Genomic DNA, 22,100 nt, shown 5'->3' on the forward strand with positions numbered 1-22,100 from the left:
GGCACCGGTCGGCGACCGCCCGGCTCACGCACCGGCCTCCTCCACCCAGGTCACACGCCATCGGTCGGGGCGCCGCCCGGGCCGTTGATTGAGCAGCCGGTCGAGGCGCCGGGCGAGCCACCCATCAGGCCACCGCCTAGCCGCCGGCCAGGCCGTCCTGCCGGACGACCGGCAGCGCGCCCCGCAGCTCCCTCTTGAGGAGCTTCCCGGTCGGGTTCCGGGGCAGCTCCTCCTCCCGTACGAGGACATGGGCGGGCACCTTGAAGGCGGCGAGGCGCGCGCCCACGTGCGTGCGCAGTTCGTCGACGCCCACGGCGGCGCCGGGCCGCAGCCGGACGACGGCCGCGACCTCCTCGCCCAGCAGCGGGTGCGGTACGCCGAGGACGGCGGCGTCGACGACGTCCGGGTGCTGCTGCAGCACGTCCTCGACCTCGACGCAGTACACGTTCTCGCCGCCCCGGACGACCATGTCGGTGAGCCGGTCGACGACCGTCACCCGGCCGTCCGCGTCCACGCGCGCGAGGTCCCCGGTCCTGAACCAGCCGTCCTCGGAGAACGCCGCGCGGGTCGCCTCCTCGTTGCCCCAGTAGCCGCGGACGAGCGACTGCCCGCGCAGCCACAGCTCGCCGACGCCCCCGGCGTCGGGCCCGTCGATCCGCACCTCGGTGACGGGCGTCGGCCGGCCGACGCTGCCGGGGTGGGCGCGGTACTCCGCACCGACGTTGGACAGGACACCGCCGCTGGTCTCGGTGAGCCCGTAGCCGTTGCGGGGCTCCAGCCGCTCCCCGTACCCGGCGGTGATGCCGTCGACGATGCCGGGCGGGGCGGCGGCCCCGCCCGTGCTGAGGAGGACGAGGCTGTCGAGCGGGTCGCCGGTGGCGCGGGCGAGGTCGAGCAGCTGCAGGGCGGTGGTGGGGACGCCCGCGTAGTGGGTGACGCGGTGCTCCCGGATCAGTTCGAGGGCCCGGCCGGCGTCCCACTTCCGCATCATGACCAGGGTGCCGCCGGCCGCCATCACCCCGTAGAACGAGGTGAACGCGGCCACGTGGAAGAAGGGGAACGTGGTCAGCGACACGGGTACGGGCCCCGCCCCGGGGATGTCCCCGCGCGCGAGGGCCGCGGCGGCGGCGAAGTACCGCGGGTTCATGGCGGCCCCGGCCTGCGCGAGGTGGGTGGCGACGGCTCCCTTGGGGCGCCCGGTGGTGCCGGAGGTGTAGATGATGGTCGCGTCGTGCTCGGGCAGGACCTCGACGAGGGGCGGCCCGAGGTACGGGTCGGTGTCGGGGACGTACGGCACGAAGCCGCTTTCCGGCAGGTCCTCGCCGGTCTCCCCGTGGAAGACGATGCCGGGCACGTGGTTCCGGGCGGCCCACTCCCGTACCCGCCCGACCCGCTCCCCGTCGACGAGGAGCACCGCGGGGGCGCAGTCGTCGAGGGCGTACGTGAACTCGTCCTCGGTCCACCAGGCGTTGAGCGGTACGGCGACGAGCCCGGCGAGCTGGGCGGCCCAGAAGGCGACCTGCCACTCGGGGTGGTTCCGCATGGCGATCACGGCCCGGTCCCCCGGCGTCAGCCCGTACTCGCCGACGAGCCGCCGGGCCAGTCCGCAGGCGGCGTCGAAGAACTCGCGGTAGGTCGTCCGGCCGTCCTCGGACACCAGGAACACCCGGTCGTCGTAGCCCCAGACGACCTCGACGAACTCCCTGAGCGTGCGGGGCCCGGAGGCGTACACCCCGTCCTCGACGGCGAAGGGAGCCCCGTCCGCAGTGAGCCGCTCGTCTCCACCTGGCATCGCCACCGCACAACCCCCTGAGCATCCGCTCGTCGTCCCAGCGCGGCGACGCTATGCGCACCCCCGAACCGGGTCAACCCGACGGCACGCGACGGAGGGCGCACGGGCCGAGGGCGCGCGGGCCGAGGGCGGGCGCCGTGGCGCTCGGCGGGCGGCCGCTATGGCGCCAACCCGGCAACACTCTGGCGCAGCATGGCGCACCGTGGCGCCAGATGACTTGCAATGGCGCCATGATGGTGCCACTATTGCGTCATGGACCTCACCCCGTACGTGGACAATCTCCGCCATGAGCTCGGCGTGGCCGCCCAGGCGGGCGGCGACGAAGCCCGCGCCCTGGCGGACCGGCTCACCGGACAGCTCGAGTCGGCCGCCCGGCTGACCCTGCTCAACGCCCTGTCGGACGCGATGGACGAAGTCACCCGCGACCTCGCGCCCGGCTCGGTCGATCTGCGGCTGCGCGGACTGAACCCCGAGTTCGTGGTCACCGCACCGCCGACCGCCGACCACTTCGAGGAGGCCGAGGCCGCACTGGCGGCCCCGCCGCCCCCGGTCGCGACCCCCGTGGAGGGCGAGGACGGCGCCACCTCCCGCATCAACTTCCGGCCGCCGGCCCAGCTCAAGATCCGTGTCGAGGAGGCCGCGAGCCGCGAGGGACTCTCGGTCAACGCCTGGCTCGTCCGGGCCGTGGCCGCCGCCCTCGAACCGGGCGGCACGGCGGGCCGCACCACCCGCAAGGGCACGACGGGCGCCGGCCCCTCCGTCGGCCAGGGCTTCACCGGCTGGGTCCGCTAGCCGCCCGCGAGCCACCGCCGGCCACCCGCCCGCAGGACCGGGCCCGCGCACACCACCAGGCCGCGCACCTCACCGGCCCCGCGCAGCCCACCGGGCCGGCGCACCCACCTCACTGCCGCACCGAGGCACGTCACCCCAGCACTCACCTCTCTCCTCACTCAAAGGACGGCACAGCCATGCCTACGTTCGACACCCCCGCACCTCTCTCCGCCACCGTCGAGATCGAGATCGGGCGGGCCCGGATCGTCGCGGGAAAGCGCACCGACACCGTCGTCGAGGTGACGCCGAGCGACCCCGGCGACAAGCTCGACGTCCAGGCCGCCGCCGAGACCAACGTGACCTGCACGGGTGGAAAGCTGCTGGTCAAGGGCCCTAAGAAGCGCTCCCTCTTCGGCAAGATCGGCGCGGTCGACGTGACCGTCGAACTGCCCGCCGGATCGGATCTGACCTGCAGGACGGGCCTCGGCGAGCTGATCGGCGAGGGCCTGTTCGGGAACTGCCGGCTCACCACCGCCGCCGGGGACATCCAGCTGGACGACGCCGCGGCCGTACGGCTGAAGACCTCGCACGGCGACATCCTCGTCGACAGCACGACCGGTGAGACCGAGATCCACGGCTCCGGCCGGGTGCGGATCGGCCGGATCGACGGCTCGGCGACGATCCGGAACCTCAACGGCGAGACCACGGTCGGCAAGATCACCGGCGAGCTGCGGGTGAACTCGTCCAACGGGCCCATCGGCGTGGGCCGTACCGAGTCCTCGGTCACCGCCAAGACCGCCAGCGGCGCGATCCGCCTCGGCGAGGTCGTCCGCGGCCGGATCACGCTCGACTCCGCGGCCGGTGGCCTCGAGGTCGGCATCGCCGAGGGCACCGCGGCCTGGCTCGACGTACGGTCCACGGCCGGCCGCGTACGCAACGAACTGGGCGCGGCCGAGGGCCCGGGCCAGTCCGAGGAGACCGTCGAGGTCCGCGGCCGTACGAGCGTCGGCGACATCGTCATCCGCCGCGCGTAGCCGCCCGACACAACGAACCGAGGGGGGAGGGAAGCCCGATGGAACGCGGACCACGGACCAGCACCACCGGAGCTCCCGACACCACCGGAGCTCTTGGCACCACCGGCGCTCTTGGCACCACCGGCGCTCCCGGGGCCACCGGCCGTGTTGGTGCCGCCGGCACCACAGGCACGACAGGCACCACAGGCTCCACAGGCACGACAGGCGCCACGGGCCCCACAGACGCCACCAGCACTCATGGCACCGCCGACGCTCCTGGAACCGCCGGAGCTCCTGGCCCTCCCGGGGCCACCGGCGCTCCCGGCGCTCCCGGCGCCTTGGTCTCCTTCGTTCGCTTCGTGATATTCGGCGGCGGAGTCGGCCTCGCGTCCAGCGCGGCCGTCGCTCTGCTCGCCGCCCTCCTACCGTTCGCGCTGGCCAACGCGCTGGTCACCGTCGTCTCGACGATCCTCGCGACCGAGCTGCACGCCCGCTTCACCTTCGCGTCGGGGCTCCGGCCCTCCACCCGACGCGGCCTGCTGCGCTGCGGCCTCCGCCACCACCTGCAGTCCGCAGGAACGGCCGCCGCCGCCTTCTCCGTGACCACCCTCGCGATGCTGCTCCTGCACGCGATCGAGAGCGCCCCGGGTCTCGCCGTCGAGCAGACCGTCTACCTCTCCGCCTCAGGCCTCGCCGGCATCGGGCGCTTCCTCGCGCTGCGCCTGTACGTCTTCGCCACGGCCCGCAAGCAGCCCGTGCCGGTCGTCCTCGACCTCCACGATCTCCACCGGTCCCCGACGCGCCGCGAGTCGCTCACCACCGCGTCCTGACCGACCCGACCGGGAACGGCGGCACCACCAGGCCGCAACGCGGGCTCACGCGCACCGCACTTCTCGCGCCCATAGGCGCACCCGCTGCCCACCCCACCCCTCACCGCCCGCACGGGCCCCTGTAGGCCCGGGACGGCCATGGCGCCATGGCGCCATGCCGTAGAGCAGTCGGGCAGTCGAGCCGTCGAGCCGTGCCGCCTACCGCCCCCACCCCCGCGCACCACGCACCACGCACCACCCACCGAGCGCCGCGCACCGCGCACACGTCATCCCGCCCGACCCTCAACCACCCAACGGGAGCCCCACCGTGGCTACGTTCCTCTCCAAACTGGGCCGCCTCGCCTTCCGCCGCAAGGGGGTGACGCTGCTGCTCTGGCTACTGGTCTTCGTCGGCATGGGCGTCGCCGCCTCGTCCGCGCCGGCGCCGCCCGCCGACACGTTCTCGATGCCGGGCACCGAGTCGCAGGAGGCCTTCGACCTGCTGACCGAGAAGTTCCCCGACGCGAGCGTCGACGGCGCCACCGCCCGGGTCGTCGTCCGCGCCCCTGCGGGCACGAAGATCACGACGCCCTCGACGCGTACCGAGGTCGAGCGCCTCGTCACCGAGCTGGGAGTCTCGTCGCCGCAGGTGGCGGGCGTCGCCGACCCGTACGAGTCCCCCGCCGTCAGCATCAGCGAGGACGGGACGACCGCCTACACGGTGGTGACGTACAAGGTCCCCGCGGCGGAGGTCGACGACGAGGCGCACGACGCCCTCGACGCCGCCACCGAGCAGGCCCGCGAGGCGGGGCTCACCGTCGAGGCCGGCGGTGACGCCGTGAAGATCGAGCAGGCCATGGGCGGCACGGGCGAGCAGATCGGCATCCTGGTCTCCGCGTTCGTCCTGGTCCTGACCTTCGGCTCGATGATCGCGGCCGGAATGCCGCTGATCACCGCGCTGATCGGGGTCGGCATCGGCATCTCGGGCATCACGGCGCTCGGCTCCACGTTCGGCCTCTCCGGCACGACGTCGACCCTCGCGATGATGATCGGTCTCGCGGTCGGCATCGACTACGCGCTGTTCATCGTGTCCCGGTTCCGCGCGGAGCGGGCGGAGGGACGTACCCCCGAGGAGGCCGCGGGGCGGGCCGTCGGCACCGCCGGCTCGGCCGTCGTCTTCGCCGGTCTCACGGTCATCGTCGCCCTGGCCGGGCTCGCGGTCGCGAACATCCCGATGCTCACCAAGATGGGCCTCGCCGCAGCCGGCACCGTCGCCGTCGCCGTCCTCGTCGCGATCACGCTGGTCCCCGCCCTCCTCGGCCTCGCGCCGGTGAAGGTGATGGCGCGCAGGGGACGCCTGCGGTACGCCGTGAAGCCGCTGTCGGACCGTCAGCGGCGCAGGGCCGCCCGGCACGAGGCGAAACTCGCTCGGAGGACGCGGCCCAACCTGGGCACCCGCTGGGCGCGTTACGTCCTGCGGCATCCCGTGGTCGTCCTCCTGGTCGGCGTGATCGGCCTCGGCACCGTCGCCGTACCGGCCGCGAGCCTGGAGCTCGGCCTGCCGGGCGAGGGCCAGATGTCGACGCAGACGACCCAGCGCAAGGCGTACGACCTGCTCTCTGAGTCCTTCGGGCCCGGCTTCAACGGCCCGCTGACGATCACGGTGCAGACCGTGTCCGCGACTGGGACCGCGGACGGTACCGGCGCGGCCGGCAGCACCGGGACCGCGTCCGCCGGAACCCCGGCGGACGCCAGGAGGACGGGCGACGAGATCGGCAAGGCCCTCGCGAGGACGCCCGGCGTGGCCTCGGTCTCCCCCGCCACCGCCAACAAGGCGGGCGACACCGCCATCCTCACCGTCGTCCCCACCACAGGTCCGACCGAGAAGAGGACCGAAGAACTGGTCCACGCACTCCGCGACACCGCCGACGACCTGGAGCGGAGCACCGCGTCGCGGATCCTCGTCACCGGCCAGACGGCCATGTTCATCGACTTCTCGCAGACCCTCGACGACGCGCTCCTGCCCTATCTGGCCCTGGTCGTGGGTCTCGCGTTCCTCCTCCTGATGGTGGTCTTCCGCTCCGTCCTGGTCCCGCTGAAGGCGGCCCTCGGCTTCCTGCTCTCGGTGGCCGCGGCGCTCGGCGCGGTCGTGGCGGTGTTCCAGTGGGGCTGGCTGGCGGACGTCTTCGGCATCGACGCACCGGGCCCGATCATGAGCACGATGCCGATCTTCATGATCGGTGTGGTCTTCGGCCTCGCGATGGACTACGAGGTCTTCCTGGTCAGCCGGATGCGCGAGTCGTACGCCCACGGTGCCCGCCCGGGCGAGGCGGTCGTCGACGGCTTCCGCTACGGCGGCCGGGTGGTCGGCGCGGCCGCGGTGATCATGATGAGCGTCTTCTCCGGCTTCATCGTGGAGGACAACGACTTCGTGAAGATGATCGGCTTCGCCCTCGCGATCGCGGTCCTCTTCGACGCCTTCGTGGTCCGGATGGCGATCGTGCCGGCGCTCTTCGCGCTGCTCGGCAGGTCTGCCTGGTGGCTGCCGAAGTGGCTGGACCGGATCCTGCCGCGGGTGGACGTGGAGGGCGAGAGGCTCGCCGGGACGCAGTCGGCGGCACGCTCCCCGCGGGAGAGCACTCTGGTCGGCTGAGTACCGGTTACAGCGCCCCATGGCGCCACCCTTGTCCAGGGCGGCGCCATGGGGCGCCTTTCTTTCCCCATGGAAAGAGCACCGTCAAAACCGCAGGTCAGAAGAGCTCGACACCACGTGGCGACACAAAGATGCACGCATGGCGCCACAATGACTCGACATGGCGCCACCCATGTGCCACGATGATGGCGCAAGCACGGCACGGAGTGGCGCCAAACAAACGCCACTCCACCGCGAGCACCACCGAGAACCACCCCAGCGCAACCAGCCCAACACCTCACCAGCCCCACCGCTGACTTCGGAGAAAGGCCCGCAGACCATGAGCGCCACGAACCGCCCCACGCACACGGCCACCGCAGCGGCCGCAGCCGCCACCGCGGCCCCCGGCACGCGATCCACGGCGATCTCCGCGACCGGCCTGCGCAAGTCGTACGGCGACAAGGTGGTGCTCGACGGCATCGACCTGCGGATCCCCGAGGGCACGATCTTCGCCCTGCTCGGCCCCAACGGCGCGGGCAAGACGACGACGGTCGAGATCCTCTCCACCCTGATCACCGCCGACGGGGGCGAGGCCCTGATCGCCGGCCACGACGTGCGGGCCGACGCCGACTCGGTACGCAGCCTGATCGGCGTCACCGGCCAGTTCGCCGCCGTCGACGGGCTGCTGACCGCCGAGGAGAACCTGCTCCTCATGGCCGACCTCTACCACCTCGGCCGCAGCGAGGGCCGGCGTCGCACCGCCGAGCTCCTGGACCGGTTCGACCTGACCGAGGCGGCCCGCAAGAACGTCGCCACCTTCTCCGGCGGCATGCGCCGCAAGCTGGACCTGGCGATGACGCTGGTCGGCCGGCCGCGGATCATCTTCCTCGACGAGCCGACCACCGGCCTCGACCCCCGCAGCCGCCGCGACATGTGGGAGCTGATCAGGGACCTGGTCACCGAGCAGGGCGTGACGATCTTCCTCACCACGCAGTACCTGGAGGAGGCCGACCACCTCGCCGACCGCATCGCGGTCCTCGACCACGGCAAGCTCGTCGCCGAGGGCACGGCGGAGGAGCTGAAGCGACTGATCCCCGGCGGCCACGTACGCGTCCGGTTCGCCGACGAGACCCACCTCGCCGCGGCGGCCGCGGTCTTCGGCATCGCGACCCGGGACGACGAGGCACTCGCCCTGCAGATCCCCAGCGACGGCTCGGTCACCAACCTCCGCGCCATCCTCGACGCCCTGGACGGCACCGGGGCCCCGGCGGTGTCGCTCACCGTGCACACCCCCGACCTCGACGACGTCTTCCTCACCCTCACGGGCAAGCAGAACGCCCCCACCGTCCCCGCCCCGTCCGCCGCCACCACCACTCAGAAGGAGTCGACCCGATGAGCACCGCGACCCTCGCCCCGGCCCCGCAGTCCACGCCCACCCGCTCGTACGCCCTGCGCGACTCCCTGACGATGCTGCGCCGCAACATCAAGCACATGCAGCGCTACCCGTCGATGACGATCTCGATCCTCGTCATGCCGCTCCTGATGCTGCTGCTCTTCGTGTACGTCTTCGGCGGCGCGCTCGGCGCCGGCATCGGGGCGGGCGGCGACCGCGGCGACTACATCAACTACCTGGTGCCCGGCATCATCCTGATGGCCGCGACCTCGGGGGCCGTCGCGACGGCCGTGTCGGTCTGCACCGACATGACGGAGGGCATCGTCAACCGCTTCCGTACGATGTCGATCTCCCGCGGCTCCATCCTGACGGGCCACGTCATGGGCAGCGTCCTCCAGGTCGCGGCGGTCCTGGTCCTGGTCACCGGCGTCTCCCTCGCGATCGGCTTCCGGCCGAACGCCTCGGTCGTCGAGTGGGCGGCCGCCGCGGGCCTGCTCCTCTTCCTCGCCTTCGGCATGGCCTGGTTGTCCGCCGCGATGGGCATGGGCGCGAAGACCGTCGAGTCCGCGAGCAACGCCCCGCTGCCGCTGACCTTCCTGCCCTTCCTCGGCAGCGCGGTCGTCCCCCCGGAGTCCATGCCGACGGCGCTGCGCTGGTTCGCCGAGTACCAGCCCTTCACCCCGATCAACGAGACCCTCCGCGGCCTCCTGCTCGGCACGGACATCGGCAACGCCGGCTGGATCGCCCTGGCCTGGTGCACGGCCCTGTCGGCCCTCGGCTACTTCTGGTCCCGCGCGGTCTTCAACCGCGAGGTGACCCGCTGACCCACCGAACGACCCCGCACCGACGGAGGGCGGCCCCGGGACAGATCCCGGGGCCGCCCTCCACAACACCCCATCACCGCAGCACACCCCCACACCCGTCCGCTACGCTGTCTCCGTCCGCCTTCGTAGCTCAGGGGATAGAGCACCGCTCTCCTAAAGCGGGTGTCGCAGGTTCGAATCCTGCCGGGGGCACAAGGGAAAAGGGCACCTAGCAACGTTGCTAGGTGCCCTTTGACATCTACGCCTAACATCAACGACAGCGATCAGGGACGACCGGACCGCCTCTTGAGCAGCCGGTCCATGTGACTGATGGCCTCACGCTGCGTGTCCTGGACGACGTGCGTGTACACGTCCATGGTGATGCTGATCTGGCTGTGCCCGAGGATCTCCACCTCGACGCGTGGCGCCACGTCGGCAGCGGTGAGCAGGGTCGCGCACCCGTGCCGGGCGTCATGCAGCCGGATCACGCGGAGCCCGGCGGAGGCGGCGACGCAAAAAGGAGCGGTACACGTTCCGCGGCTCGACAGGGCTGCCCGTACGCGTCGTGAAGACGTAGTCACTCCCGACGGCAGGCTGGTGCGCGCTCCACGGTGTGCTCAACGGCAGACGGGATGGGAGTCGGGGTCAGTGGTGGGCCTAGCTAGGACCTGTCCGGCCGATCAAGGTCGCGTCCATTGGGCAGAGTGCCCTCGGAGGACGCCATGAAGATGCAGGATGCTCTGAAGATTGAGAACCCCTGGACGCTCGCTCACCAAGCGGTGGAGCTGAGCGACCACGTCACGCTCACGCGCATCCTCGACGAGGGAGCCGACGCTGACGAGGTCTGCTGCCAGTTGACTCTGCTGAGGCACGCCATCGACACAGAAGTCGATGCCACGAATCAGTCGGGGGAGCCGATCGACAGCGCACTGACCGCGGTCCTCCTGGCGTGCGGTGCTGATCCACATCTCGCGGTCAACGGCGAGGCTGCCTACGACTGGGCCCGCGAGCTCCGCCGCGACATGGCGATCAGGGTGATGGATCGGTTCAGCACCCGCCCCACCAAGCTGGCAGCCCGATTTAGAAGGTCCGGAGCAGCCGGCGAGACCAGCCCGGGTCCGGTGCCAGCGGTCGCACCGCTCAGACCCGATGCCGATGTGGGCTCTCGCTCACTGACAGCGTCCCCGCGAGTTCTTCAGAACCAAGCAAGGGAATGCAGCCGGGCCACGCCATGGTGTGTCCACGTCCTGCTGAGCTCTCGTGCGTTCAGGGCCCCTGGACTTCCTCCGTAGCGGGAGGGGAGCCCTCTGACGCAGGGATGGCTGACGGATTTGTCACGTCGCCGGTGGTGGCGTTCACTGTGGCCGAGAACAGGGTGTCGGCATAGTTGGCACCCAGGCGCCAGTGGACTTGCCACTCGTCTCCCCGTCGCTCTGCCAGAAGCACGGGCTCTTCACGCTTGCCCTGACCGGGCTTGAGCTTGTGCTGGTAATTGAATCGCTTCCACGCAGTGGCCTCATTTACGGCGATGGGTGGCAGCTTGGGGTCATTCACCTTCCGGGCGATGAGGTCCGTCATACGGCCGGAGGGTTCGATCAGGATGTCCAACCGCATGGGCATGAGAATCTTGCCCTGCCACCGGCGCCATTCGACTACCCAGCCGGAACTCTGGACACTGGTATCCGCCGACCACACCCTGACCTTGGAATCACGTAGTGCCCAGGGCGCGTAGCGCTGGGCGAAATGAGTTGCCACCTGCTGTGCCTGCTCCGCCGTCCCCACGTGCTGGCCGGCTCCTGGGATCTTGTAGGCGTAGGTTCCCTCGCCTTGGCTGGTAGGGGTGAAGTGGACCGTGAGCTTCTCACGGTCCGGCCACGTCATCTCTGCGAAGCCGCCGGGCAGCGGCGCGCTGACAGTGCTGGGGCCCTCTATGTTGTTCAGGAAGTCCGCCGTGTCGATGGCGTAGGTATCACCGAAAGCCTTCCTGAGCTCGGCTTTGAGCGCCTGGACCTGCTCGGGACTCGCGGAAGGACTTGCCGTGGGCAGAACGGCACGTACAGGCTCGATGGATACGACCCATGTTGCGGCGATGAGCAGCGAAGTCGCGGTACCGGCGATAGTGGCGCGCCTGACGACTGGCTGTGGCAGCGGTACGCCGTAGTTGACTCTGCGGCAGACAATGGTTCCGATGCCGGCACCTGCGAGAACGCCGACCGTGTTCGTGACGAGATCGTCAGTGTCGCAAAGGCGAGAGATGAACGGGATGGTGGCCTGAGCGGTCTCCACGGTCGCCGTGAACAAGACTCCCAGCGCAGCGCTGAAAAGTGGTCGCCTTGTGGCCAGGACAGCGAGCAGACCGAATGGAGCGAAGAGGGCGACGTTGAGTTGGCCCTGCGTCGTGGTGAACGCCTCGATGACGGCGGGATTGATCGTGCACCGTTGCGTAAGTATCCCGCTGCCACCCCACGTGGTCAGCATTATGGGCCCCACGGTCGAGGAAGCCCACAGCCCGTAGAACACAGCGCGTAGCCGGTCGATGCGACGGGCAGCCACGGCATATGAAACGGCGCCTGCGGCGAGAGTCACAGCGATGGCGATCGTGAGGAAAACCAGGTGGTGCTGAAAGACAGCTTCAATCATGGAGGAGCCTGTTCGTAGGGAAGGGCCCGCACCTCCTCCCGCTGGGCTAGGAGTGATGCGGGCCCTGACAGCGTGCCGTTACGGATTAGCAGGGGTCTACGGGCGGCGTAGCGTAGGTGGCGCCGCTACTGGTGTAGAGCTTGCCGATGATCACGCTGCAGCTGGCCGTGAGGCTCCTCTGCTGGCTGTAGTGGCGAGGCACCGTGGACATGTTCTCGTAGGCCCACCAGCTGTTGGTGCCGTTGCGCTCATGACCGAGCCTCGCAGTCAAGCTGCCGCCGGACGCGCGGTAGTAATTGACCATGACGTAGCTGCCGGTTGCGGCGTAGGTGGACAGGACACCATTAGACATCGAGGTGCAACGTGAGCTCCCCGAGAGGTGACCGTCCCTTGGGCATGAACTCGCTCCGGCTGCGTACGCCGGTGCACTGAAACCGGCCATCGCAGCTATGGCCACACCAACCACGGCCGTGCGTATGCCAGATCTCACGAATCTCCCCATCGTTGATCAACAAGTAAGCGTGGATCGTAGCTGTAGTCACTCACGGCTTAAGGATGATTTGCGACAGTTCGTCAGGTTGGAACGAATCTGCTGGCGATCGGCAGGCGGAGCTGCGTTGTCTCGGGATTCCTCCACGCCGGATCGGGGCCAAGGGGGCCCAGCCGCCGCCAGCTCGCGAGGAACGTAGATGCGGGCCAGGCTGTGTGGGGACTCTCCCTGGTGGGTGAGGTAGAGGAACTCCGTCAGCGGGGTGCTCCATATGCCTGAGCAGCCGCCTTATCTCCGCATCGCCGATGAACGGCGGCGGCGGATCGCGGAGCACGAGTGGACTCCTGGAGACCGGCTGCCCTCTCGGGCCAGATCGGCCAGGAGTGCGGGGTGGGCGAGAACGTCGTTCGCCGGGCCCAGGAGTTGTTGATCTCCCAGGGTGTGCTGGAGGGCGTGCCGGGTCCAGGGCCTATGTGGCCGAGCCCCGAGCACGGGTGCGGATGGTTCGGTCCGCAGCGCGCGAGCAGCCTGATGGGTCGCCGTTTCGGGCGGACATGACGGCCGTGGGGCGGAACGGCGGCTGGGAGAGCCGGACCGATGCGAAGGTGGCCGCGCCGACGGAGATCGCTACGCGCCTCGGGATCGGTGAGGGTGAGCTGTGCGTCCGGACGGTGTACGAGTTTCTCGCCGACGGACGGCCCGTGCAGCTGTCCACGAGCTGGGAGCCGTACGACCTCACAGGCGGGCCCCTCGTCGTCCTTCCCGAGGGCGGGCCGCATGCCGGGGCCGGCGTCGTGAATCGGCTGGCCGAGATCGGGGTCACGGTCAGCCATGCCGTGGAGCAGCCGGAGCCGCGGCAGGCGACCGCCGGGGAAGCCTCACTCCTCGGGATTCAGAAGGCCGCGCTCGTCACGCACATCCGACGGACCTACTACAGCGACCAGGGCAGGCCAGTGGAGACGGCTGACATCGTCGCACCCGCCGCACTTTGCAAGATCGTCTACGAGATCCCCAGCCAGCGCTAGTTCCTCTCAGTCCGCAGGTGGGGCCAGCCGTCGCGGTTGGAGTAGCTCTCCGAGCAGTACCGAGTCCGGCGGTGCCACTCCTCGCCCGTGGCCAGCTCGTACGCCTTGTCCGGCACGTACAGCAGCCATTCGCCGTCGTACGCGGTGGAGGTGTACGGGGCGAACTTCTCGACGTCGAAGAACACGCTCTCCCAGACTGCTTGGCCGGCGGCGACCACTGCGCAGCGGGTGTACAGGAAGACGTCGGCCGACTGCGGGAAAGGACTGCCGTACCGGGCCGTCAGGTCAGCCACAGGGAGGGTGCCGAACTTCTCCTGGTCCAGGCGGTGGAGAGCCTCGGCGTGCCGTTCTGCGAAGCCGATGATCTCGGGGACGGAGCGAGTGCTCAGCTCCTCCGCAAGGCGCCGACAGCTCTCTTCGGTCGCCTCGCCGTCCAGCGTGGCTATCAGTGCCCAGAAGTCGGCCCATGTCATTCTCACGGGCGCAGGATGTCAGAGCGGTCTGACATCCACGGCCGTCGGCTCACCAAGGGCGTCGTGGAGTCGGCCCGCCCGGTAGCGATGGCCGCCCTGGGAGCCGCCCTCCGGTTTCGGCCCAGGTATCGTCCGGACCGGTCCATCAGTCAGTAGGGGGCGGCTTGTACAACGAGCGGCACGACGAGCGGCTGTCCGGTGAGGAGCTGGAGCTGTTCGTCCAGTACCTGCACCGGTTCGCCAACCACGACGTGGACATCTGTGTCGCGCTGGAGGCCGGAGACGCCGACAATCCCGTCTACGTGATGTTCGGCAGGGACTATCCCCCGGTCGGGGATGCCTCGGACTATCGGCGGCCGTTCGCCGACCGGCGGCAGCCGACATCCACGACTGACATCAGCGACGGCGGATCGCAGCAGTCCCCCGCGGCCCCGCACGGCCCCGCACCGGAGGGGGCGTCGTGAGGGTGTTGCCGTTCGTCGACGAGCATGTCGTCGTCGTGGACGCCGGTGTCGAGGAGTTGTGGGCGCGGTTGCTCGTGAAGGTCGGGCGGTCGCTGTCCACCGCCGCCGGTGGGGCGCGGTACGCGCGGCTCGTGGGGGCTGTTCCCCGGGAGAGCGGCGGGGTGCGGCCGCTGGGTGCGGGGTCGGAGTTTCCGGGGTTCCGGGTCGCCCGGGTCGTGCCGGGGCGGGAGCTCGCGCTCGAAGGGCGGCACCGGTTCTCCACGTACAGCCTGGTCTTCCGCGTCGAGGAGCTGGGCGGCGGGCGCTGTCGGCTGCGCGCCGAGACCCGGGCCGTGTTTCCCGGGGTCGCGGGTCGGGTCTACCGGGCGCTCGTCATCGGCAGCGGCGGGCACGCCTTCGCCATGCGGCGGCTGCTGGCCGGTTACCGGAAGCCGTGACCCGGCGTCGTCCGGCTCAGCGAGTTCGCCGTGACCCGGCGTCGTCCCGGCTCAGCGGAGTTCCTCCGGGCACGGTGTGCCCCGGGAGAGCTTGTACGGGGCCGCCAGGCGGTAGACGCCCGCCTTCGGGGCGACCAGTTGTGTCCATTCGTCGCCCTCCGCGTCCGCCTCCGTCTTGAAGAGGCAGCCCTCCTCGTTGGCGAAGACCTTCGGGATCTCGGTGTCCGACTCCTCGCGGGCCAGCTTCGACGCCTCCGTCTCCTGCGGGGGTTCGATCTTGCCGCCGTCCTCGTCCACCAGGGCCAGCCACGGCGAGTACGGGACCCGGATGAGGACCTGGCCCGGGGTCTCGACGCGGATGACGACCTCGTTCTCCTCCGCGCTCTGCACCACCGCCGGCGGGTCCGCGAGGGGCGTCGGGGCCGCGACCTCGTACAGGCGCCAGTTCTCGTCCGACCACACCTGCTTCAGGTACGGCAGGCCGTCGCCGACCAGCTCCGCCTCCTGCTCCGCGCCCGAGTCGGGCGCGCCCGTCGGCAGCACCACGTAGTGGACGGCCCAGCGGTGCAGCCACTCCTCGTAGTTCACGGCGTTCAGCGTGTCGTCGTAGAAGAGCGGGTTGCGCTCCATGTCCGCCTGCCGGTTCCAGCCCCGCGCCAGGTTGATGTACGGGCTCAGCGCGGAGGACTCGCGGTGGCTCGACGCCGGTACGACCTCCACCCGCGCCTTGCGCGCGTCCCGCACCTGGAGCTGGTTGACCAGCGGCGCGAGCTCACGCGCCCAGGAGGCGTCCGGGGCCGTGCGGATCACGTCGTCGACGCCCTTGAAGCCGATCCAGAAGTTCAGACCGGCGAACGCCAGCACCAGCGCGTACCAGCGGCGTGAGCGCGGCGCCGTGTACGGCAGGGCCGTCAGCAGCACGACGCCCGCGAAGAGCATCGGGAGCCGCGAGATGTTCGAGCCGATCTGCGAGTCGATCAGCCAGGTGAGCAGCGTGCCGATCGTGTACACCGCCGCGGCGGTGCGGACCGTCCGCCAGTCCTTCGGGACGAGGAGGAAGGTCAGCACGCCGAACAGCAGCGGCAGCGCCGTCGAGCCGAATGCCATCGGCTGCGTGCCCGAGAAGGGGAAGAGCCAGGAGGACAGGGCGACGACCACCACCGGGGCCAGACCCAGCGCGTACGCCCCCGGCCGTCGGCGGTTCAGGAACAGCGCCGCCGCCGCGACCCCGAGGAAGAGCCCCGCGACCGGGCTGCACGCCGTCGCCAGACCGGCGAGCGGCGCCGCCACGGCTGCCTTCGCCCAGCGCTTGCGGCGCCAGCGGTGCGGCCAGCAGAACACCGCCGCGACCGCGCCGACCGCGAACATCATGCCGAGGCCGAAGGTCACCCGCCCCGACAGGGCGTTGCAGAGGAACGCGAACACGCCCGCGACCGAGCACGCGAGCGGATTGCGGACCGCCCGCACCCGCACCAGGATCAGCGCGGTCAGCCCCGCCGACAGCGTCCCCGCGACCATCATCGTGCTGCGCACGCCGAGCATCGACATCAGGTACGGCGACACGACGCTGTACGAGACCGGGTGCATCCCGCCGTACCAGGCCAGGTTGTACGCCGAGTCGGGGTGCCGGCCGACGAACTCGGCCCACGCGTCCTGCGCCGCCAGGTCGCCGCCGCTGTTCGCGAAGAAGAAGAACCACAGGATGTGGGTGACGGCCGCGAGGCCGGTGGCCGCCAGGACCGTATAGCGGCGCTTCCGCCGCGGGGCCGGGGCCGGGGCGGTGGACGCCGGGGCCGGCCGCTGCGCCGGAAGCACTATTCGCGGGAGCGAATCACGAGACGCGTCGGATTCGGATTCCGCGGGGGCCCCGGCGCCGGAGCGGCCTTCGGCACGGGCCTCGGTACGGCCGTCGGCGGGGCCGTCGGCATGGTCGGCCTCAGGGGCTGAGTCCGCGCGGTCGGCGCGTGTCGGCTCGGCGGTGGTCACTGCGGCCCTTTCCCGTGCTGCCCGTCTTCACTTCGCTCGCGTGTGTCACGCGTCGTACTCGTCCCCGGGAAGACGCTAACAGCTGGGCTCCCCCGAGAACCGGGAGAGCCCGGCCGGGCGAGCGGGTGGTGGCCACCGGAGAGCCCGGCCGGGCGAGCGGGTGGTGGCCGGGCGAGCGTTTAGTCGGCGGAGCGGGTTGCCGCCCTGGAGCGGTGACCGGGCTGCGAGCCAGCGGGTGGCCGCCTGGAGCGGTGACCGGGCGCCGGGCCGGGTGGCCCTGCGCCGGGCCGACTGACCAGGTGCCGGGCCGACCGGTCACCCGGCCTGGCCCGGCGCCACAGGCTCGTCAGCCCACGCGCGTCAGCTTCTTGTCGACGCCCGGCTCCACCAGGTCCTGCTGCAGCGCGACCGGGGAGCTGACCTTGCCGGCGCCCGTGCCGATCGACACCTGACCGACGACGTCGCCCGCCTTGCCGGTGTGCGGGACGGCCTTGCCGCCGTCCGTCAGCGCCAGCTTCACCTGGAGACCCGGCCAGCCGATCGCCTTGACCTCCTTCGTCGCCACGACCGGCGTCCGGCCGCCGAGGCCGTCGTCGACGTAGCCGAGGACCTGCCCCTTGCGGATGACGGCCGCGGAGGTGACGTCCTTCTGGGCCTGCTGAATGATCTTGAGGCTGTTGTCGATGGCGAGCTGGAGCTTCTCGCCGAGCTGTTCCGCGTCCTTCGCACCCATCACGATGCCGAGGATGCGCCGGTTCTGGCCGTCGACGATCGTGTTCGCGGACCAGAGGAGGTTGCCGCCCGCCGGGGTCGACGAGCCGGTCTTGATGCCGCTCACACCCGGCTGGAGCAGGATGTTGTTGTTGTTCTCGATCCGGCCGGGGATGCCGTCCACCGTCACGTTCGGCATGTTCACGATCTCGCGGAACACGTCGTACTGCATGACCGCCTTGGCCAGCTTCAGCTGGTCCTGCGGGGTCGACACCGTGCTGTCGAGCAGACCGGACGGGTCCGTGTACGTGGACTGGGTCATGCCCAGGTCCTTCGCGGCGGCGTTCATCTTCTTGACGAACGCGGCCTCCGAACCGGCGTCCCAGCGCGCGAGCAGCCGGGCGACGTTGTTCGCGGAGGGGATCATCAGGAGCTCAAGGAGCTCCTTCTCCGAGTACGTCTGGCCCGTCTGGACCCGCGCCGTCGACTCGTGCTCCGCCTTGCCCTGATCGGCCGCCTTCTGGTCGATCTCGATCTCGGGGCCCTTCTGGCTCCCCTTCAGCGGGTGGTCGCGGAGGATCACGTACGCCGTCATCGTCTTCGTGACGCTGGCGATCGGGGCGGGCTTCTGGGCGCCGTACGTGCCCATGGAACCGACACCCTCGACCTCGACGGCGCCCTGTCCCTCGGCGGGGAACGGCAGCTTCAGGTCACCGCCCTGGAAGGTGAAGGTCGGGGCGGCCGAGAGGGTCAGCTGGGGCGCGGGCAGCGGGCGGACCATCTGCACGATCGCAAACACGATCAGGACCAGAAGGACCAGCGGGGTCCAGATCCGCACCCGGCGCACGGTCGTCCGCAGCGGGGTCGGCGGCGGGGGCGGCGTGTTCGTCAGCTCGGCGAGCAGGTCGAGCGGGGGCAGCGGCGGCAGCGGCTGCTGCCGCGTCCGCTCCGCCTCGGCGAACGCGGGCGCGGGCGCGGGCGAGGCCGCGGGTGCCGACGCGGACGGCGCCTTGGGCTGTACGGGGGCGGAGGCGGCGGGCTGCGGAGCCTCGGGCGCCTCGGGCGCCTTGGGTGCCTTGGGAGCCGCCGCGGCGGCCTGGGCCTTCTGCTCGGCCGGGATGTCCGCCCGCAGCGGCAGGAAGGTGCTGGTGCGCTCGCTGTCGGCGTCCCCGGTGCTGCTGCCGGTGCCGGTCAGGGAGGACGGGAGCTTCAGCGCGGTCGTGGGCTGGTCCACGGGCAGCCGGACGGCCTTGAACATGGTCGTCGGCTGGTCGACCGGCTCGTCGTCGACGTCGGAGCCGGCGGGGTCGTCGGAGTCCTCGGAGCCGTCGCCGGGGTCGGCTGCGTCGGAGGGAGCGTCAGCGGGATTCTCGGCCGCGGGCTTCGCGTCCGCCGCCGGCTTCCGCGCCGAGAACCAGGATTCCGCGGAGGCCTCCGTGGCCGCCTTCGCCTCGACGGGCTCCTCGTCGGAGTCGTCATCGGAGTCGTCGTCAGAGTCGGCGGAGTCCTCGGAATCGTCTTCCGTCTCGTCGTCCGACTCGGCCTCGTCCTCGCCCTCGGGGTCGTCGTCCGCCGGCTCGGTGTCGGTGTCGGCCTCGTCCGCACCGGACTCCGACTCCGACTCGTCCTCGTCGGAGTCCTCGGGCTCCTGGGGCGCGTCCTCCGACTTCGCCCCCGACTCCGCCTCCGGCTCCTCCGCCGTCGCCACCCACGCCGCTACCGCGGCCTTCAGGCGGTCGCTCTCGGGCTCCGGAGCCTTCTCCGGCTCCGACGTCCCGGAGGCCGCGGACGGGCCCGTCTCCTCGGTCCGCTCGGTCGACCCCGTCGACCCCGTCCGCTCCGGCGCGGCCGCCGGTGCGTCGTCCTCCGGGGTCCGCGGCGCCAGCGTCTTGAAGACGGCCGTCGGCTGGTCCACCTGAACCGCCGACCCGGAACCCGCCCCAGCCCCCGTCGCCGAACCCGATCCCGATCCCGAACCTGACCCCGAGGACGACCCCGACCCCGATCCCGAGGACGACGCAACCGCAGCCGCCGACGAGGCGTCCGAGTCATGGAGAACGGAAAGCCGAGGATCCCTGCCGCCGCCGCCCGAGGCCTTCGTCTCCTGAGACGACCCCTGCTGCTCCGCCTTGTCGGGGGACTCGCCCGCCACCGTGCCTCCTCCATGAGTCGTGCGTACGTACGGACCGTGTACCGGTCCGTGTACCAGTGTCCTGTGTGAACCCCTTGGCCCCCGTGCTAGACGAGAACGACATACCTACTGGTTCCCGGATGAACCACCCAGGCACTCTCGACAGATGAATGTGAGAGGGGTCACCCTGTCATTCATCCACGCGGGGAGGCATGGATGGGCAGGAGCCGCAGAACCATTCCGGAGGAGCTTCTGCTGCTCGCTCTGGACCCGACCACGGGTACCACAGCGCAGCCGCAGTCGCTCGACCTCGGCCTGGCCGGTGCACAGCTAGTGGAGCTGGCATTGGCAGGCCGGATAGCCCCTGACGGGGATCGTATCGCCGTGGTGATGCCACGGCCGACCGGAGATCCGACCTTGGACTCCGCACTGGAGCTGCTGCGAAGGCGTGGCAGTCCGGTTCGGGCCGTCCACTGGATCGGCGGACCCCGACTGGGGCTCCGCCAGACGTATCTCTCGCATCTGGAGCGATGCGGCATGGTGCATGCCGTGGAGGGCCAGATGTGCGGGGTGTTGCCGACGACTCGCTACCAGGCGACGGACACGGCGATCAGTCGGGAGATCCGTTCCCGGCTGGACAGTGCGATCCGCACCGGCGTACCGCCGGACCCGCGGACCGCGGCGCTTGCCGCGCTGGCCCACGCGGTCGGTCTCGGGAAGCACCTCTACCCCGGCAACGAAGGACGGTCGTCGCGGTCCCGGCTGCGCGATCTGATCCGGCACGACCCGATGGGCGGACTCGTGGCGCACGCCGTGATGGACGTCCAGAACGGCGCGGCGGCACAGCCGCGTCGGAGCGCCGCGGGCGTCCCGGCGCAGCCTCGCGGCAGCATGGCCCGCGCGGCGGCGCACTAGGCACCACGCACGGCACAGAACCAACCCGGGAGCCGCACAAGTGTGCGGGGCGGTCTGGACGGCCGCCCCGCACACGTGCGTCCCCGGACGTCTCCGGTGGTCAGCCGGGCATACGTTGTGGTCATTTTCCAGCGCACACCTGGCTATTGGTGGCAGTCTGCCAAGCGGTAGACACTCACAGCTACGCAGCAGACAGCCGGAGGTGCAGTTTCCGTGGCGTCCAACGTCAACCCCACCGTCAGGCGACGCCGATTGGGCCAGGAGCTGCGCAAGCTCCGGGAAGCGAAGAACATGACGGCCGAGCAGGTCGCCGAGCGTCTTCTCGTCTCCCAGTCCAAGATCAGCCGGCTGGAGAACGGCCGCCGCTCCATCAGTCAGCGCGATGTGCGCGACCTGTGCGGCGTGTACGAGGTCGAGGACGAGCGCATGGTCGACTCGCTCATGCAGATGGCCAAGGACTCGCGCCAGCAGGGCTGGTGGCACGCCTTCGGCGACATCCCGTACAGCGTCTACATCGGCCTGGAGACCGACGCGGAGAGCCTGCGGATGTACGAGCCGCAGATCATTCCGGGGCTGCTGCAGACGCACGCCTACGCGGAGGCGGTCATCACCGGCGCGCTGCCGGAGTCGACGCCCGCGGACATCGAGAAGCGGGTCACGGTCCGTACCCGCCGCCAGGAGCGCATCCGGGACGAGGAGCGTCCGCTGCGCCTGTGGGCGGTCATCGACGAGGGTGCGCTGCACCGGATCGTCGGCAGCAGGCAGCTGATGGTGGAGCAGTTGGAGCACCTCATCGAGCAGTCGCACCTGCCGCATGTCACCGTGCAGGTGATCCCGTTCGAGATGGGCGCGCATCCCGGGATCAGCGGGCAGTACTCGATCCTGGAGTTCCCGGACACGTCCGACTCCAGCGTCGTCTACATCGAGGGCGTGACGAGCGACCTGTACCTGGAGAAGGCGCAGGACGTCGGCAAGTACAGCGTCATGTACGAGCACCTCAGGGCGCAGGCGCTGAACGTCGAGCAGACCCGTGACTTCATCTCGGAGATGGTGAAGAAGCACGCCAGGGGCTGAGCCGAGACGCCCGGCGGCCGAGCCGACGTGCCCGGGGGCCGAGCCGACATGCCCGGCGGCCGAGCCGACATGCCCGGGGGCCGAGCCGAAAAGCGCCGCCTCACGGTCCGAAAGACATCCGAAAAACAGCGGGGCGGGTACAATACACGGCGTACTCGCTCCCACGGAAGCCCAGTTGGAATATGCCACTCGGACGTGTGAACGCCGGTCCCACCGGAAGGGACCGGCGAGTAGCGTCGATCACGCCGGCAAGAACGTTGGCGCGACACATCCACTGGCAGAACCGGAGCTGAGCAGCATGGCGATTATTCAGGGTGGCACCGACACCTGGACCAAGTCCTCGTACTCCGGAGGGAACGGGGCCTGCGTCGAAGTGAAGTCCCCCCTCGTGACCGCGATCGCGGTGCGCGACTCCAAGGCCCCCGAGGGTCCCGCCCTCTCTTTCGGACCGGGATCGTGGAACGCCTTCGTCGGCGAGGTGAGCAACGGGGCCCTCTGAGCCCCGTCGCTCGAGCCGTCAGCAGTACGAAAGAGCCCTCTC

At 70.6% G+C, this 22,100-nt stretch carries 18 protein-coding genes, 1 tRNA gene and 2 pseudogenes; 14 read left to right on the forward strand and 7 right to left on the reverse strand.

All coding sequences use genetic code 11. The features are described 5' to 3' along the window. Positions 1-136: 136 nt before the first annotated feature. Entirely contained in the window at positions 137-1,792 is a 1,656-nt protein-coding gene (locus tag AMK27_RS32110; RefSeq protein WP_073916615.1) for a class I adenylate-forming enzyme family protein, read from the reverse strand. Positions 1,793-2,044: 252 nt separating this feature from the next. Here AMK27_RS32110 and AMK27_RS32115 point away from each other — a divergent pair, with 252 nt between their 5' ends. The 7 genes from AMK27_RS32115 to AMK27_RS32145 all read left to right on the forward strand — a co-directional run bounded on the left by AMK27_RS32115 (position 2,045) and on the right by AMK27_RS32145 (position 9,426). Next, positions 2,045-2,584, forward strand: coding sequence for a hypothetical protein (locus AMK27_RS32115; RefSeq protein WP_073916209.1), 540 nt, complete (start codon positions 2,045-2,047; stop codon positions 2,582-2,584). 176 nt (positions 2,585-2,760) lie between these two features. Beyond that, complete coding sequence (locus AMK27_RS32120; RefSeq protein ID WP_073916212.1) at positions 2,761-3,597, forward strand: DUF4097 family beta strand repeat-containing protein; 837 nt, start codon at positions 2,761-2,763, stop codon at positions 3,595-3,597. 338 nt (positions 3,598-3,935) lie between these two features. Continuing rightward, positions 3,936-4,406, forward strand: coding sequence for a hypothetical protein (locus tag AMK27_RS32125; RefSeq protein ID WP_241847667.1), 471 nt, complete (start codon positions 3,936-3,938; stop codon positions 4,404-4,406). Positions 4,407-4,713: 307 nt separating this feature from the next. Beyond that, a complete protein-coding gene (locus AMK27_RS32130; RefSeq protein ID WP_073916217.1) occupies positions 4,714-7,038 on the forward strand; it encodes an MMPL family transporter in 2,325 nt (774 codons plus the stop codon). A gap of 319 nt (positions 7,039-7,357) precedes the next feature. Next, positions 7,358-8,413 (forward strand): ATP-binding cassette domain-containing protein, encoded by a 1,056-nt coding sequence (locus AMK27_RS32135; RefSeq protein WP_079188656.1) that lies wholly within the window; start codon positions 7,358-7,360, stop codon positions 8,411-8,413. Next, positions 8,410-9,234, forward strand: a complete 825-nt coding sequence (locus AMK27_RS32140; protein WP_073916220.1) for an ABC transporter permease — start codon at positions 8,410-8,412, stop codon at positions 9,232-9,234. The genes AMK27_RS32135 and AMK27_RS32140 overlap by 4 nt, the downstream gene beginning before the upstream one ends. A 119-nt stretch (positions 9,235-9,353) precedes the next feature. After that, positions 9,354-9,426 (forward strand) — tRNA-Arg (locus AMK27_RS32145). A 71-nt stretch (positions 9,427-9,497) separates the two neighbouring features. Here AMK27_RS32145 and AMK27_RS32150 read toward each other — a convergent pair. Continuing rightward, positions 9,498-9,795, reverse strand: a pseudogene (locus AMK27_RS32150) (tyrosine-type recombinase/integrase); the annotation flags it as partial. A gap of 140 nt (positions 9,796-9,935) precedes the next feature. On the opposite strand from AMK27_RS32150, the gene AMK27_RS42070 reads away from it, so the two are divergent. Continuing rightward, entirely contained in the window at positions 9,936-10,505 is a 570-nt protein-coding gene (locus AMK27_RS42070) for a hypothetical protein (RefSeq protein WP_073916222.1), read from the forward strand. Here the strand turns inward: AMK27_RS42070 and AMK27_RS32160 are convergent. After that, positions 10,480-11,853 (reverse strand): VanZ family protein, encoded by a 1,374-nt coding sequence (locus tag AMK27_RS32160; protein ID WP_073916224.1) that lies wholly within the window; start codon positions 11,851-11,853, stop codon positions 10,480-10,482. The two genes, AMK27_RS42070 and AMK27_RS32160, sit on opposite strands and share 26 nt — an antisense overlap. A gap of 85 nt (positions 11,854-11,938) precedes the next feature. Beyond that, entirely contained in the window at positions 11,939-12,205 is a 267-nt protein-coding gene (locus tag AMK27_RS32165) for a hypothetical protein (protein WP_073916226.1), read from the reverse strand. Positions 12,206-12,614: 409 nt separating this feature from the next. Here AMK27_RS32165 and AMK27_RS32170 point away from each other — a divergent pair. Further along, positions 12,615-13,368: pseudogene (locus tag AMK27_RS32170) on the forward strand (GntR family transcriptional regulator). Here the strand turns inward: AMK27_RS32170 and AMK27_RS32175 are convergent. Further along, positions 13,365-13,841 (reverse strand): DUF4240 domain-containing protein, encoded by a 477-nt coding sequence (locus AMK27_RS32175; protein ID WP_073916232.1) that lies wholly within the window; start codon positions 13,839-13,841, stop codon positions 13,365-13,367. The pseudogene AMK27_RS32170 and the gene AMK27_RS32175 sit on opposite strands and share 4 nt — an antisense overlap. Positions 13,842-14,005: 164 nt before the next feature. Here AMK27_RS32175 and AMK27_RS32180 point away from each other — a divergent pair, with 164 nt between their 5' ends. Beyond that, on the forward strand, positions 14,006-14,305 hold the full coding sequence (locus AMK27_RS32180) for a hypothetical protein (protein WP_073916234.1): 300 nt from the start codon (positions 14,006-14,008) through the stop codon (positions 14,303-14,305). After that, positions 14,302-14,742: a hypothetical protein gene (locus AMK27_RS32185; protein ID WP_073916237.1), complete on the forward strand. Its 441-nt coding sequence runs from the start codon at positions 14,302-14,304 to the stop codon at positions 14,740-14,742. The genes AMK27_RS32180 and AMK27_RS32185 overlap by 4 nt, the downstream gene beginning before the upstream one ends. A 51-nt stretch (positions 14,743-14,793) precedes the next feature. Here the strand turns inward: AMK27_RS32185 and AMK27_RS32190 are convergent, their stop codons facing one another. After that, positions 14,794-16,728 (reverse strand): hypothetical protein, encoded by a 1,935-nt coding sequence (locus tag AMK27_RS32190; protein WP_073916239.1) that lies wholly within the window; start codon positions 16,726-16,728, stop codon positions 14,794-14,796. A gap of 346 nt (positions 16,729-17,074) precedes the next feature. Next, positions 17,075-19,591: a D-alanyl-D-alanine carboxypeptidase family protein gene (locus AMK27_RS32195; RefSeq protein ID WP_079188657.1), complete on the reverse strand. Its 2,517-nt coding sequence runs from the start codon at positions 19,589-19,591 to the stop codon at positions 17,075-17,077. A gap of 195 nt (positions 19,592-19,786) precedes the next feature. Here AMK27_RS32195 and AMK27_RS32200 point away from each other — a divergent pair, with 195 nt between their 5' ends. The 3 genes from AMK27_RS32200 (at position 19,787) to AMK27_RS32210 (ending at position 22,058) form a co-directional block, all read left to right on the forward strand. Then, the gene (locus AMK27_RS32200) at positions 19,787-20,485 is read left to right on the forward strand and encodes a GOLPH3/VPS74 family protein (RefSeq protein ID WP_030315572.1); all 699 of its coding nucleotides are present in this window, start codon (positions 19,787-19,789) and stop codon (positions 20,483-20,485) included. A gap of 213 nt (positions 20,486-20,698) precedes the next feature. Next, positions 20,699-21,559, forward strand: a complete 861-nt coding sequence (locus AMK27_RS32205; protein WP_073916242.1) for a helix-turn-helix domain-containing protein — start codon at positions 20,699-20,701, stop codon at positions 21,557-21,559. Between the two features lie 298 nt (positions 21,560-21,857). Further along, positions 21,858-22,058, forward strand: a complete 201-nt coding sequence (locus AMK27_RS32210; protein ID WP_073916245.1) for a DUF397 domain-containing protein — start codon at positions 21,858-21,860, stop codon at positions 22,056-22,058. Positions 22,059-22,100: the final 42 nt, after the last annotated feature.

It is taken from the genome of Streptomyces sp. CB02009, assembly GCF_001905825.1.
In the GTDB taxonomy this organism is placed as follows: domain Bacteria; phylum Actinomycetota; class Actinomycetes; order Streptomycetales; family Streptomycetaceae; genus Streptomyces.

Excerpts from the sequence above, each read along its gene's own strand:
- AMK27_RS32135 (WP_079188656.1), top strand. The coding sequence starts at position 7,358 with ATGAGCGCCACGAACCGCCCCACGCACACGGCCACCGCAGCGGCCGCA.
- AMK27_RS32120 (WP_073916212.1), top strand. The coding sequence starts at position 2,761 with ATGCCTACGTTCGACACCCCCGCACCTCTCTCCGCCACCGTCGAGATC.
- AMK27_RS42070 (WP_073916222.1), top strand. The coding sequence starts at position 9,936 with ATGAAGATGCAGGATGCTCTGAAGATTGAGAACCCCTGGACGCTCGCT.
- AMK27_RS32115 (WP_073916209.1), top strand. The coding sequence starts at position 2,045 with ATGGACCTCACCCCGTACGTGGACAATCTCCGCCATGAGCTCGGCGTG.
- AMK27_RS32160 (WP_073916224.1), bottom strand. The coding sequence starts at position 11,853 with ATGATTGAAGCTGTCTTTCAGCACCACCTGGTTTTCCTCACGATCGCC.
- AMK27_RS32110 (WP_073916615.1), bottom strand. The coding sequence starts at position 1,792 with ATGCCAGGTGGAGACGAGCGGCTCACTGCGGACGGGGCTCCCTTCGCC.
- AMK27_RS32175 (WP_073916232.1), bottom strand. The coding sequence starts at position 13,841 with ATGACATGGGCCGACTTCTGGGCACTGATAGCCACGCTGGACGGCGAG.
- AMK27_RS32210 (WP_073916245.1), top strand. The coding sequence starts at position 21,858 with ATGGCGATTATTCAGGGTGGCACCGACACCTGGACCAAGTCCTCGTAC.
- AMK27_RS32165 (WP_073916226.1), bottom strand. The coding sequence starts at position 12,205 with ATGTCTAATGGTGTCCTGTCCACCTACGCCGCAACCGGCAGCTACGTC.
- AMK27_RS32140 (WP_073916220.1), top strand. The coding sequence starts at position 8,410 with ATGAGCACCGCGACCCTCGCCCCGGCCCCGCAGTCCACGCCCACCCGC.
- AMK27_RS32200 (WP_030315572.1), top strand. The coding sequence starts at position 19,787 with ATGGGCAGGAGCCGCAGAACCATTCCGGAGGAGCTTCTGCTGCTCGCT.